The 12895-nt window shown below is 60.2% G+C and carries 10 protein-coding genes and 1 pseudogene; 6 read left to right on the forward strand and 5 right to left on the reverse strand.

Annotation, left to right across the window (positions count from 1 at the left end; genetic code table 11):
• Positions 1-761 precede the first annotated feature (761 nt).
• Both NKH83_RS30930 and NKH83_RS31795 read right to left on the reverse strand, forming a co-directional pair.
• Positions 762-1810: pseudogene (locus NKH83_RS30930) on the reverse strand (YihY/virulence factor BrkB family protein).
• 436 nt (positions 1811-2246) lie between these two features.
• Positions 2247-2414, reverse strand: coding sequence for a hypothetical protein (locus tag NKH83_RS31795; RefSeq protein WP_502895657.1), 168 nt, complete (start codon positions 2412-2414; stop codon positions 2247-2249).
• Between the two features lie 771 nt (positions 2415-3185).
• Between NKH83_RS31795 and NKH83_RS30940 the strand changes: the two genes are divergently transcribed.
• The 5 genes from NKH83_RS30940 to nadE all read left to right on the forward strand — a co-directional run bounded on the left by NKH83_RS30940 (position 3186) and on the right by nadE (position 6060).
• Complete coding sequence (locus NKH83_RS30940; protein WP_352808900.1) at positions 3186-3368, forward strand: DUF3606 domain-containing protein; 183 nt, start codon at positions 3186-3188, stop codon at positions 3366-3368.
• Between the two features lie 123 nt (positions 3369-3491).
• On the forward strand, positions 3492-4268 hold the full coding sequence (xth, locus tag NKH83_RS30945; RefSeq protein WP_352808903.1) for an exodeoxyribonuclease III: 777 nt from the start codon (positions 3492-3494) through the stop codon (positions 4266-4268).
• A gap of 15 nt (positions 4269-4283) precedes the next feature.
• Positions 4284-4571, forward strand: coding sequence for a hypothetical protein (locus NKH83_RS30950; RefSeq protein ID WP_352808906.1), 288 nt, complete (start codon positions 4284-4286; stop codon positions 4569-4571).
• Positions 4568-5191 (forward strand): cysteine hydrolase family protein, encoded by a 624-nt coding sequence (locus NKH83_RS30955; protein WP_352808909.1) that lies wholly within the window; start codon positions 4568-4570, stop codon positions 5189-5191. Before NKH83_RS30950 ends, NKH83_RS30955 begins: the two co-directional genes overlap by 4 nt.
• Before the next feature lie 20 nt (positions 5192-5211).
• Positions 5212-6060, forward strand: coding sequence for an NAD(+) synthase (gene nadE / locus NKH83_RS30960; RefSeq protein WP_352808912.1), 849 nt, complete (start codon positions 5212-5214; stop codon positions 6058-6060).
• A 123-nt stretch (positions 6061-6183) separates the two neighbouring features.
• Here nadE and NKH83_RS30965 read toward each other — a convergent pair whose 3' ends face one another.
• The 3 genes from NKH83_RS30965 to eglC all read right to left on the reverse strand — a co-directional run bounded on the left by NKH83_RS30965 (position 6184) and on the right by eglC (position 10731).
• Positions 6184-7494, reverse strand: a complete 1311-nt coding sequence (locus tag NKH83_RS30965) for an HlyD family type I secretion periplasmic adaptor subunit (RefSeq protein WP_352808915.1) — start codon at positions 7492-7494, stop codon at positions 6184-6186.
• Complete coding sequence (locus tag NKH83_RS30970; protein ID WP_352808918.1) at positions 7494-9239, reverse strand: type I secretion system permease/ATPase; 1746 nt, start codon at positions 9237-9239, stop codon at positions 7494-7496. The genes NKH83_RS30965 and NKH83_RS30970 overlap by 1 nt, the downstream gene beginning before the upstream one ends.
• Before the next feature lie 100 nt (positions 9240-9339).
• The gene (gene eglC, locus NKH83_RS30975; RefSeq protein ID WP_352808920.1) at positions 9340-10731 is read right to left on the reverse strand and encodes an endo-1,3-1,4-beta-glycanase EglC; all 1392 of its coding nucleotides are present in this window, start codon (positions 10729-10731) and stop codon (positions 9340-9342) included.
• 334 nt (positions 10732-11065) lie between these two features.
• Between eglC and NKH83_RS30980 the strand changes: the two genes are divergently transcribed.
• Positions 11066-12148: a histidine kinase dimerization/phosphoacceptor domain -containing protein gene (locus NKH83_RS30980; RefSeq protein WP_352808922.1), complete on the forward strand. Its 1083-nt coding sequence runs from the start codon at positions 11066-11068 to the stop codon at positions 12146-12148.
• Positions 12149-12895 lie beyond the last annotated feature (747 nt).

The raw sequence follows: 12895 nt of genomic DNA on the forward strand, positions 1-12895 counted from the left end.
CAGCTCCCGTTCTACAGGCAGATTTAGCAGGTTGCGAAGGTGATTGCGGATTACCTCTGACTAGTGAAAAATGGCGCAGGACGGCGCGTTTCCGTTGCGATGCCACAGCGGCTGAAGTTGGCTGACAGCTACTCGCGACCGTCGAAAGCCACGCAGAGGCCCATGGCAGTTGCTGCCTCGACGATTGCCTCGGTTAGTTCTTCGTCGGACCCACCAAATAAGGCGCAGTCTCCCGAGCTTCGCGTAGTGCCGCTTTGATCGCGACCGTGTCGCGACGGTCCGCCCTGTTGAGGAGTACAGTAATTGCTTGGTTCTAGAAACGGACCGACCCTTCGCGCGCTCATCCAGCCCTCCCCAGGGACACGCCGAAGGTACTTTACTCCCTACCTGAGCGGCATCAAGACGATGTACGAATTGCACAAATTGGTACGGCGCTGGGCCGCGACAGTCAGGAATGTTTGGTAGAATTTCTGTGGTGGGGATCGGACACTGGCTCGCGAAGATCCCCATGCTCCTCCTCGATCCTAGTGACGCGCCTCGATCCGCCTTTCTCCCACAATCCCAGGTCGCTCCGTCCTGACAGGGACCGGAGGGGAGAACCAATGGGTTGCTATGCGGCTATTCGCGAAGGTCGAACGCGACGAACAGGCCCAAGGCTGGGGCAAGATCGAGAATAAACTCCACCAGCTCACAGTCACTTTCCACCAGATGTGGCCCGTCTCGGCAGCCGCTTGACGAAGGCGTGTAAAGTGATCTGCGCGCTACGCGTCGCGCTCGTCCAAACGCGACTGCTGGTCGGCGGCATCGGCCGATCCGCCCAGTGTGTCGGCGACCTTGGCACCTCGCGCACTCATCGGCTGCTGCGCACCTGTGGTGGTGTCTATCGCTGTCTGATGCTCCATCTCGGAATTCAGCTCCGCACCTACAACCAGGATAATCACGGAGAACCAGGTCCACATCATTAAGCCGATGGCTGCCCCAAGGGCTCCATACGTGGCGTTGTAGTTGGCGAAGTTTTCAAGATAATAGGAGAAGCCTATAGAGACTGCGATCCAGACCACAGCGGCGAGGAAGGCGCCCCATGTCGCCCATTGCCACTTTGCCCTTTCCCGGCTGGGTCCGTAGCGGTAAATCAGCGTGATCCCGACGCCCACCATGATCAGCATCATCGGCCACCGAAAGATCCGCACAAGGGCTTCGGTCCAGCCGCCGAGGTTCACCAGCACAAGCATGGCCGGCACAAGCCCGACCGAGACGACAAAGCCGATACCAATGAGGATGGCGCCAAGTGTGAAGCCCAAGGCCAGGACATTCAGGTGGATGAAGCCGCGCTTTTCACTCTCCTCGTAGGCGATGTTCATGGCTTCGAATAGCGTCTTTATGCCGTTACTGGCGCTCCACAGTGCGACGGCAAGGCCGAAAATGAAGCCGAAGCTGAGCGCGCCAGCCTTCTGAGCGGCCAAGGACGCAAGCTGAGATCTGATAATCCCCAGACCTCCCGAAGGCAGTACGCCGCTAAGGAACGCAATGTGCTCAGCGATGGTCTGAGGATCGGCGACGAAACCATAGATAGACACGAACGCGGCAAGCGCTGGAAAGAGGGCAAGAAGCAGATAGAATGCGGCCCGGCCGCGATCAGCATAACACGGTCCTCGGTTACCTCAGCAAAGACCCGCCACAGCACGTCCTTCCAGCCGCGGCTGGGAATTTCTGACGGCCATTCGGCATTGCGTCCGCGGCCCTCCCGTTCGGCCCGCCGCTCAAGTTGCACTTGACCTTCGTAAGCGTCCTCGGTTGTTTTCTTCGACATGGCCGCCGGTCCGGAGCATCTTCTTCGCGGGGCAAACGTATAATAGCGCCAAAGGATGCAGGTGCAGACCTGCGCTTACAAATAAACATCCGCCGCCTGCAGCAACACCTGCGCCATCCCCATGCAACGAGCTCATTTACGAGCGACACCGCCATGCCAGGACCCTCAGTGGCTTGTTCGAGCGGCCGATGAGAATAGCCTGCTCGCCGCAATTTTTGACCGCGACGCCCGCATCTCGACACAGGAACTCGTAGTGCGCGGATCGGTCCGCGTCACGTCATGCGGAGGTGAAGGCGGCGAGCCTCATCGTCGGTACGGAAAAGTTGCGCTGTTTAGCCCGGTCGAGAGGGCTCTCTTCTGCACGAGTTGCGAGAGGCGGGCCGGTTCGGCTGGAATTCCTAAGCTGACAAAAAAATTCAGGCGATCGGGGTTGAGCCTACGCGTTCCCATCCGGCTCGCTATCTTCATCGACGGCGCGTACTGGCAAATAGGCGTTGGTTTCCAGCCACTCGCGCAACACCATCCGGATGAGATCCGATCTGCCGATTTTTATCTCGGCGGCGATCGAGTTCAGGGCGTCCTCGGTGGCCGGTTCCAGCGGCACGCCAGCGACGTTCCTGAGCATCAGGGCAGCGCGGCGCAGGATGCTCTGCGCGCGAGATATCCGCGATGCGCTCAGCGGCGTTGTCTAGCTCGTCTGCAACAGATTGGCGTGTCATATCGCTCCTTAGCAGCGTGGAGAAAAATGTTCGTCCGACCAACCCAGTCGCGGGATACCGCTCCTTACAAGGCGGAAAAGGGCACCGCGACGGAAATGACAAACCCGCCGAGCGCGAGGCGGGGCGGCGGTCACCCGTCCACCAGGCCGGGCGGGGGACTTGGGGTACGCCTGGTGCGCGTAGACGACAGATTATTAGCTTTCTCCTGCCGGGCGACTACTGGATCAAGTCAACGGCACTGACCGAGCCTATAGCCTGATCGCAACGCCGACCGGGCCTCGGGACCTCAATTCCGAACGCGAGCCGAACGACACAGACGCGCAAGCGGAGCGGGCCGACAAGTGGCTCGATGAGCATCCTCTGTCGAGGTCGTCACCCGAGATCGACGCCGACTTTATGCGCAGGCTATTCGCGACGGTACGCCGCAGGCGCTGCAAGTCGCGGTTAGCTGGAAGGGACGAAACTCCGGCAGTGGGTATGTAGGGCGCAGATTCTCACTCCTGGCCCTGTGTGCGTCGTTCGCTGAGGGCCTCGAATACATGGGCTGATTCAATAAGCCCCTCTGGATTCGGTTCCATGGCCCGCGCCTCGAAGGATTGAACCGGAAGAGTCCGGCTGCGTTGTTGGGACTGGAACGGCAATCCTCGGAGGAAGAAATGGCAAACACTGGAACAACACGTGCACGCAATCAGGAACGTGCCAGGGTCGCTGGTGGGCAGGATCATGAAATGAAGTATGAGGCGGGCAAAACCGGCGCCAGCAAAGCTGACGTCAAATCGGCGGTGAAGTCGGTCGGCAACAGTCGCAAGAAGGTCGAAGACGAGCTGGGCAAGAAGTGAGCCTCGGCCGCATACGATGCCGGCGAAGTTGGCGATGCCAAGAGCTAGGGGTTCAGCGCAACGAGATAGGCCACTCCGCCCTGCGCGCCGGTTGCCGCCAGTATCTCATGAGGGGGCACGCACATGACCCGCATCGCCACCTTCAATGTCAACGGCGTCAACGGCCGGCTGCCTGTGCTCCTGAAGTGGTTGGGCGAAACCGATTACGACATCATTTGCCTTCAGGAACTGAAAACGTCCGACGGCAAGTTCCCTGCCGATGCGATCAGAGAGGCGGGTTACGGCGCCATCTGGCACGGCCAGAAATCCTATAACGGTGTGGCAATCCTCGCTCGCGGAATCGAGCCGGTGGAACGTCGACGCGGCCTACCCAGCGATCCAGACGATACCCACAGCCGCTATATCGAGGCCGAGGTGGATGGGATCGTCGTAGGCTGTCTCTACCTGCCCAATGGCAATCCAGCGCCTGGCCCAAAGTTCGACTACAAGCTGCGCTGGTTCGATCGTCTCATCAGCTACGGCCAGCGTTTGCTCGAGGCTGGGGTACCAAGCGTTCTCTGCGGGGACTATAACGTCGTTCCAACCCCGATCGACGCCGTGGTGCCGAGGCGATGGCAGGGCGATGCGGTCTATTTCCCGGAGAGTCGGCAAGCCTATGCCAAAATGCTCAAAGGTGGCTGGATCGATGCCGTCCGGCGCATCCATCCGGAGGAGGGCATCTACACCTATTGGAATTTCTCCTATCGGGGCGGCTACGATCGGAGTTCCGGCCTGCGCATGGACCATCTCCTGGTGAGCCGTTCTCTTTCCGACCGGCTGCGTAATGCCGGCGTGGATGTCGAGCTTCGCGGGTGGGAGAAGCCAAGCGACCATGCGCCGGCCTGGATCGAGCTCAATTGACTGCGAGGAATACAAATGGTCGAATTGGATGACCACGTCGATCAACAAAATCTCTTTGTGTATGGGCGGCGGGAGGAGTCGAGCGGGAGAACCGCCAAACAGGATAACCTAGGGGCAGCTCCGCTCCTGCTGCACCAGGTTCATCCAGTATATGCGTTCGCCGACATGCCACTGAACAAGCTTTGGAATATCGGGGAGTTATTCCCCGGCTGCCAAGCCACGGATGGCAAGGAAGCAAAGATCGTGGCTGGTCTGGAACAGTCCGAGGCGCAGAGCACTGCCAGGAAAGCGGTCCGGCATTGACGAAATTGGACGAAGGCCTGCGGTTTGGACCGCTTCGTGAGCGCTGGGTTCACCTCTGTGTCGACATGCAACGGATGTTTGCCGAACCGACGCAATGGCACACGCCGTGGATGGAGCGCGTATTGCCCAATGTCGTCGCCCTCGTCGAATTGGACCCGGCGCGGACGATATTCACCCGGTTTATTCCCCCTCGATCTCCCGACGACGTTGGCGGCGCCTGGCGACGGTACTATCAAAAGTGGGAGACAATGACCCGCGATCGGCTTGATTGTCAGCTGATTGATCTCGTTCCGGAACTGGCGCGCTTCGTGCCGCCCGCTTTGCTTGAGGACAAACCAGTCATGTCCGCTTGGCACGGGTCACTGCATGCTCGCCTGCGGTCTGCGGGCATTGATTCACTCATCGTGTCGGGCGCGGAGACGGAGGTTTGCGTGCTCGCCTCTGTGATGGGAGCGATCGATCTCGGCTACCGGGTGATCATCGTCGCTGACGCGGTATGTTCCGGAGCTGACTCGACCCACGATGCCATGCTGGCGATCTATGAGAGCCGCTACGGTATGCAGGTCGAGACAGCGACCACCGCCGACCTCCTGGCCGCTCGACTGGACAGAATGTTGTGACATCGGGAGCACCTCGGCGAATGACAGAACAGGAAATGATTATCGAAGCGTTGGGCGTCACTGCGAGCTTCGACGTCGCGCTGGAAGCGCGCCGGCGCATGGACTTTCTCAGCACCTATCTGCGTGCATCGGGCCTAAGCAACTATGTGCTGGGGATCAGCGGCGGAGTGGATTCACTCACCGCCGCTCTTCTGGCTCAACGCGCCGTCGAGGAACTGCGAATGACAGGATACGACGCTACATTCCTGGCCGTTCGTCTCCCGTACGGCACCCAGGCGGACGAGCATGATGCCCAGCGGGCCTTGGACACCATAGCGGCGGATGAAGTGCACCGGGTCGACATCAAGCCGGCTGCCGACGCGATGCTGGATTCGATCAAGCTGGCTGGGGTCGAGCTTGGCGATGCCGGCCGCGAGGATTTCTTGCTTGGCAACATCAAGGCGCGTCAACGCATGATCGCCCAGTTCACGCTCGCCGGCGCCACGCGCGGGCTGGTCATCGGCACCGACCATGCGGCTGAGGCCTTGATGGGTTTCTTCACCAAGTTCGGTGACGGTGCCGCCGACATTCTTCCTCTTTCCGGGTTGAACAAACGCAGGGTTCGCGCCTTGGCAGCGCATCTGGGCGCTCCGCCTGAACTTGTTGACAAGGTCCCGACCGCCGACCTGGAGAACCTCGTCCCGCTTCGGCCTGACGAAGATGCATATGGTCTCACATACGATCAGATTGACGACTTCCTAGAAGGCCGGGAAATCAACGAAGCGGCGCGCAGGCGGATACTTCACGCGCACTCCAGCACAGCCCATAAGCGAGCGCCTCCGGTCACAACGAGTGCCATGACGAGTTCGGCATTGGCGCATCGGCAATAGTCGTCTCAACATACGCGACCGATGGGCTTAACTTCCGCTGGAGCGATGCGTTGCTCTTTCCGCTCCGCATGCGGTCATGCGGTCGAGAGTGTCGGCACGTATGGCCGAGGCCGGCGCGCGAACTCACTCCTCCCTGAATGCCCGCTGGATTTGATCTTCCAAAGGTTTCACGAGGTAAGACAGCATTGTCCGGCTGCCGGTCGAGAAGAACACCTCGACAGGCATGCCGGGCGCCAAGGTTAGGCCTTTCAGCCGTGTAAGCTCTGTGCGCGGCAGTGTGACCCGCACGGTATAGAAGCTCGTGCCGCTTCGCTCATCGATGCTGAGATCGGGGGAGATCTCACTGACTACACCATTTAGCTCAGGCGTTATCCGCTGGTTGAAAGCCGAAAGCCGCAAGGTTGCGCTCTGCCTTGGTGTCAGCTGATCGATGTCTTGCGGTGCCACACGCGCTTCCACGGTCAGGTCATCTGTCACAGGGACAATCTGCATGATGAGCTCTCCGGCAGATATAACGCCGCCGACCGTATGCACGCCAAGCTGATGGACGACGCCAGTTTGCGGGCTGCGTATATCGATACGCCTGAGTTGATCTTCGGCAGAGACCTTTTGCTCAACCAACTCGGCGAGCTTTGCCTGGACGTCACGGAGTTCGGTTGCCACCTCGCTGCGCAAATCCTGGTCGATCTGAATGATCTGCAAACGGATTTCGGACGTATGACCCTTCGATTGCGCGATTGCCGCAGTCAGCTTGCCATGCTCGCCTTCAAGCCGGACTGCATCACGCTCAAGTGTCGTTATGCGATCGATTGAAACCAGCTTGCGGTGCCAGAGCTTGCGCATCCCGTCGAGCTCAAGCCCGATCAGCTTGATTTCCTGGCTTTTAGCATCCCTTTGCTCGGTCAGACCGGAAACTTCCTCGCTGAGCTGAGCAATCCGCTCTTCCAACTGAGCCTTCTGGCCAGCGCGTGCCTGGCGACGAAACTCGAACAGGGATTGCTCGCCTCCCATCGCACGCCGGATCTCAGGATCGCCCTGCCGCGAGCTCAGCGAAGCTGGGAAGGCGATGGCGTCATTGCCATCGCGCTCGGCTTCGAGGCGGGCCAGCCGGGCCTCGAATTCGTCCAGGCTCTTGGTGACGATGGCTAAATTCGCCCGGGTGACGGTTTCATCGAGACGGGCCAAGACCTGGCCCGCCTTCACGGCATCGCCTTCTCGAACGAGGATTTGACCGACGACGCCACCCGTTGGATGCTGCACCTTTTTAACGCTGGAATCGACGACCAGCCTTCCCGAAGCAATGACGGCTCCGGAAAGCTCCGTGACCGCGGCCAGGCTTCCCGCCCCACCAACCAGAAGCACGCACACCGCGACACCACCGAACAGATAGCGGCGAATGGTCCGATCGATCGCGGGCGCCGCGTATTGCGTCATCACTGTGTCGCCTCCTCAGGGCCGGAGACGACCTTCAGAGGAACGCCTCCCGGGCGGGTTACCTTCCCCAGGACCTCATTCTTGGGCCCAAACGCCTGGACACGGCCGTTTGCCATGACAAGGACCTGATCCAGGCTTGCAAGCGCGCTCGGCCGATGCGCAACCACCACAGCAATACCGCCTCGCGCCCGCACTTCTTCAATTGCCGCCGCCAGCGCGGCCTCCCCTTCTGCATCCAGGTTGGAATTGGGCTCGTCCAGAATCACGAGGAACGGGTCGCCGTAGAGGGCTCGTGCGAGTGCAACTCGCTGTCTCTGGCCCGCCGAAAGCGCCGCCCCAGCCTCGCCGATGCGAGTTTCGTAACCTTCAGGCAGATGGACGACGAGATCGTGAACGCCGGCGGCTTGCGCAGCCGCCAGTATCTTGTCCGACGGGGGGCGAGATTCGAAGCGCGCGATGTTCTCGGCTATGGTGCCATCAAACAGCTGCACATCCTGCGGCAGATAGCCGATGTGGTTGCCGAGCTCTTCCGGCGACCATTGGTCGAGGGTCGCGCCATCGAGCCTGACCGTTCCCCGGATGGGCAGCCATATTCCGGCGATTGCCCGGACAAGTGAAGATTTTCCAGACGCGCTCGGTCCGACGACGCCGAGGCCGGCACCCTTTTCCAGCGCGAACCCGACATCCTGCACAACCACACGCCGCTCGCCGGGTGGCGTGACGCTGATGCTTTCGACGGCAAGAGCAGATACCGGCGCGGGCAGCGAGACACTCGTGGCGGTCTGGGGAAGCATGGCCAAAAGCTGGCTCAGCCGGGTCCATGCCTGGCGAGCACTGACAAAGCCCTTCCAATGGGCGATAGCCAGTTCGACCGGTGCGAGCGCCCGGCTCATCATAATCGAACTGGCGATCATAATACCGGCTGTCGCTTCCTGATGAATGACCAGATAGGCGCCGATCGCCAGTATACCCGACTGCAGCATCATGCGCAGGACCTTCGAGATCGTCCCGAGTGTCCCAGCCAGGTCGCTGGCTGTTGCGTTCGTGTTGAGATAATCGGCGTTGACGCCTGCCCAGCGCTCGGCAATGCGCGCGCCAAAGCCCATCGCCTGCAGAGCCTCTGCATTGCGGCGCGTCGCCTCCGCAAGCGTATTGCGCGCCGCCGCCTGGCTGTTTGCCCTCTTCGCCGGCTCCCTCGTGCGAACTTCGGCAAGCAGAGTCAGGCTGGCGAGAACGATGGCGCCGGCCAGCGCCGTCATGCCGATCCAAAAATGGAACAGGAAGCAAATTATCAAATACAGCGGCATCCAGGGCAGGTCGAAAAGCGCTGTCGGACCAGTGCTCGACAGAAACGAACGAACCTGATCAAGATCCCGCAAAGACTGAAGGCCGTCGCCTGGGAGCTTGGTGCGCAACGGCAAACGCATAAGGGCGGTATAGACTTGCCCACTCACTCGCGCGTCCAACGCCATCCCGATGCGCACAAGCAGCCGCGACCGGATTAGTTCAAGAACACCCTGAAAGACGAAAAGCGTGCCGGCAAACACAGCAAGTCCGATGAGTGTCGGCACACTGCGGCCGGGTATGACCCGATCATAGACCTGCAGCATGAAGAACGAGCCGGTCAGCGCCAGAACATTGACGACACCGCTCATCAGGGCGATTCCAGCGATCGCGCGGCGGAAAGAGGCCAAAACCGCAGCGAGCGTTGTTCGCGGCGGCTCGGACGAATGGGAATGCGACATCGCCTTCACATCGGTTTCAGTTCGGTCCCACGCGCAAGGATCGTGCCCGAAATCAGGCTCGATGACAACGTCTACATACCGCCGCAGTCAGGCGCCGCGCCTAGATAAGCCAATCGTTCAGCGCGTAGGCGTGGATGTAGTCGATCTGCATCTCCGCAGGTGTCGCAAGCCCGTCGGCAGGCGCCCCCGCGAGACCACCGACTGCCAGATCGACCAGCATATACATCGGGTCGTGCATGTCGGAAGGGGTTGCGGCACGGGCAACTTCCACATCATCGAAATACCAGACGAGTTCGTCTTCCGTCCACAGCACCCCGTACGTGTGGAACCCTCCCGTATCGGCGGCAAAGGCCGTCGAGGACACTGTCGTATGAGTTCCCGTCTCGTTCGAGTGGCTTGTCATAATGAGCTTGCCTGGATCCTGGCCGAGCATCTCCACGACGTCCAGTTCCGGTGGCCAGGAGCCGTCTGCCGGCAGCAGCCAGAAGGCCGGCCACACACCTTGCTTTTCGGGCATGTCGGCCCGAATTTCGAAATAGCCGTAGGTCTGCGCGAACGATTCATAGGTCGTCAGCAAACCTGACGTGTATTTGTAATTGTCTATGTAGGGCTGGATAGCCGCGGGAGCCCGGGCGGCGGTAATCGTAAGAACACCATCCTCGATGCTGAAGGGGTTAACGGAACGCGTCGGAGCATAGTTGGTGTCGATATACCATTGAAGCTCCTTGTTGCTCGTGAGCGAGCTGCCATTCGGGGCACCCCACCAGAAGTTCGAATCCCAGGTGCCGCTCGAGCCATTCCACAGGTCCAGCGTGTTGAACTCGTCCGAAAAGGTGAGTTCCAGATGCGACCTGTCCAGGGCAAGATCGAACTGGCCTGGGGTGAACTGGTCGATGGTCTTGTTGGCGAACACGAGAAACTCGTTTTCGGACAGGTTGAGTCGGACGTTCGCTCCCGTTTGCACCATGTTGGCGTGCACTTCCTCGAAGGAGGTGAAGCCGTAGCTTCCGACGCGCGCTGTATCGTCGGCGCCAAAGTCGAGGATCAGGTCACTGCCATTCCCGGGGGTCACAACAAAAATGTCGGCCCCGGACCCGCCCTTGAGAACGTCGTCTCCCCGGAGGCCGTCGAGCGTCTGTTGGCCGGAGCCGCCGGTAATGATGTTGCTTAGCTCGTTTCCGAAAGCAAAGTGTTTGTCCCCGGTGACCGTCAGGTTCTCGAAATTGGCCGGGAGCTTGTAGCTCATCCAGGTCGAGATGGTGTCGATGCCCTCGTTGGGCAGCTCGACCGCCTTGTTTTTGGATGAATACAGATAATAGATGTCATCGCCCTTGCCGCCATACATTGTGACGGCAACGCCGCCGTCGGCGTACATCGAGTCGTTGTAGATGCTGCCATAAAGTAGCGGGCCCGAATTCGTCGCCGAATACCACTTTATCGAGGACCCGCTGTAGGGGAGTGGCACACCCTTGGCGTTCAATACGGTGGCCATTTAGTTCTTCTCCTTTGTCTCGCCTGTCTCGCCTCGACATCAGGCTACCTTTGGAGGACAAAACGAGCCAGTAACATTTGGCTCCCGACTTGAGAGAGTTACCGGAACTTTAATGGGCAACGCAGCGAGGGCCCGCCTGAACGTTCAGGGCACCAGGATTGCAGCCGGGCCCTTGCCGCTCTGCTTCGGCCGGCCGCAATGTCAGACGTGCGGCCGTTATGCGACGCAGGGCTTGTTGTCAGATGCATGATGCGAAACGTGAGATGCAGCTCCAGTTTTGGCGATGGCAGGCGCGCCGCATTGTTGATATCATCCGCACAGAACAGGCGCGCAAATGACATCGGATTCAGAGAAGGCTGAGGCGGTCGAGCAGCTGCTTGATACACCTGACCTTGCAACAGCACTCGAAAGCGAACAGTTCAAGAAATTCCTTGACCAGGTGCCGATCGCCATAGCCGTTTCGGACCTTGCCGGTGAAGAGCGCGTGGTCTACGCCAATCCGGAATTCGAGAAACTGTCAGGCCTGACGGCCGCCAGGCTCACCCGAGAAAACTGGGCGGCCCTTTTAGGCACAGGCCTCCATCAGCAACAGGACAGGCCGCTAGCCGAGGCCGTGGTCGAGGGAACCGATCTGGTCGGCACCTTCAGGCTGGAACGCGGCGAGGACAAACCCGCGATTGTCGACGTTTATTCGAACGAGATAGAGGACGACAACGGCAAGGTTTGCTTCCGACTGGTGGCCCTGGTCGACGTATCGGCTCACGGCGAGGCGGGAGATCAGCGCTCGGCCGAGGAGCGTGTCAGCGAGAACGACATACTGCTTCGCGAACTGCAGCACAGGGTGAAGAACAACCTGCAGATGATCACCGCACTGATCCGGCTGGAAAGCCGCAACGCTACCGAGGCCGACCGGACACGGTTTGAGCGGCTCGCCGGTCGCGTCGACGCTTTGGCGATCCTCTACCAGACGCTAACGGCCGACCAGCCGAAGGAGGAGGTCGATCTTGGTGTGTATCTCAGCCAGATAGCGTCCGCGGTGATGAGCTCGCATGCAGTCGAGGGGATCCGGCTGGATATGAAGGTGGATACATATCCTGTGTCAATAAACGTCGCCATGCCAGCGGGACTGGTCGTGAACGAATTGCTGACTAATTCACTAAAGCATGCCTTCCGGGGGCGCGACGGCGGCACGATAATGCTGCACAGTGTCGTCGATGGCGATGGCTGCCGGGTTACGGTGGCGGACGACGGAATCGGCCTACCGGAAGGCGAGATGTGGCCCAAGCCAGGCAAGCTCGGAGCGCTGATCGCGCGATCGCTGACCGAGAACGCCAAGGCCCAGCTAGCCGTCGAGTCCAGCGCCAACAAAGGGACGAAGGTGACCATCGTTTTCAAACGGTGGGCGGCAGCAAGCTGAACGATTGCCGTCGAACATAGCAGGCTGGCGGCTGGCTTCATGGCGATTTTGAGCAGGTGGCTGCAAATAGGCGAGGGCGCCCGACGCGCGCTTCGAGCCGCCAGCAATCGGACGCCGCCAACTCGGCACGCGCCGGCTCACGGGTCACGAGAACACGTCATAACCCTTTGCTGCGAATGCGCCTGCAGCGGCTCGCCCGATCCCACTGGGGGCCGGTGACCGCGTTCGGACGCAAGGCACGGCTCGGCGACTGACGCTAGTTCCGTAGACCGCGACCCTCGGGAACGGCGGGGCACCTGACGCCTTCGCGCTCATCACGCGCGAGCCGGTAATTCAGCAGCGAGTCATCGTATTGGCCAATCTTGCCGAGGACGAAGGTCTAACCTACACATCAAATTGGTGCAAATACCGACCTAGCTAGCTCTGACAGGCAGAGGTTCACCGCCTTGTGCCAGCGAGGTCCTCTGCGGGTCCACGTCTTGAGCTGCTCAAGGGCTGCCCTCGCATTGTTGCAGCCATGCCTGTCGCCGGTTTCAGTCTTCACGAACACCGGAGGGACGAACCAATGGGTTGCCATTGAGGGATAATTAGAAGGGGTGGGAATGTTTGGTAGAGATGTCTGGGCCGGTGATCGAATTTGGCTCGCGCGAAGAGCGATGCGACCTGCTAATCAGGAAAAAGCCTACCCTCCTCCTTAGCGGCAGCCAGGAATGCCTTACGGGCCTCCTCAGCTTCCATCTCGTCGAA

This window comes from Mesorhizobium sp. M0909, assembly GCF_040319515.1.
Classification (GTDB): Bacteria; Pseudomonadota; Alphaproteobacteria; order Rhizobiales; family Rhizobiaceae; genus Mesorhizobium.

Coding starts and splice junctions, on each gene's coding strand:
- nadE (WP_352808912.1), top strand. CDS start 5,212: ATGACAGAACAGGAAATGATTATCGAAGCGTTGGGCGTCACTGCGAGC.
- NKH83_RS30965 (WP_352808915.1), bottom strand. CDS start 7,494: ATGACGCAATACGCGGCGCCCGCGATCGATCGGACCATTCGCCGCTAT.
- xth (WP_352808903.1), top strand. CDS start 3,492: ATGACCCGCATCGCCACCTTCAATGTCAACGGCGTCAACGGCCGGCTG.
- eglC (WP_352808920.1), bottom strand. CDS start 10,731: ATGGCCACCGTATTGAACGCCAAGGGTGTGCCACTCCCCTACAGCGGG.
- NKH83_RS30940 (WP_352808900.1), top strand. CDS start 3,186: ATGGCAAACACTGGAACAACACGTGCACGCAATCAGGAACGTGCCAGG.
- NKH83_RS30970 (WP_352808918.1), bottom strand. CDS start 9,239: ATGTCGCATTCCCATTCGTCCGAGCCGCCGCGAACAACGCTCGCTGCG.
- NKH83_RS30980 (WP_352808922.1), top strand. CDS start 11,066: ATGACATCGGATTCAGAGAAGGCTGAGGCGGTCGAGCAGCTGCTTGAT.
- NKH83_RS30950 (WP_352808906.1), top strand. CDS start 4,284: ATGGTCGAATTGGATGACCACGTCGATCAACAAAATCTCTTTGTGTAT.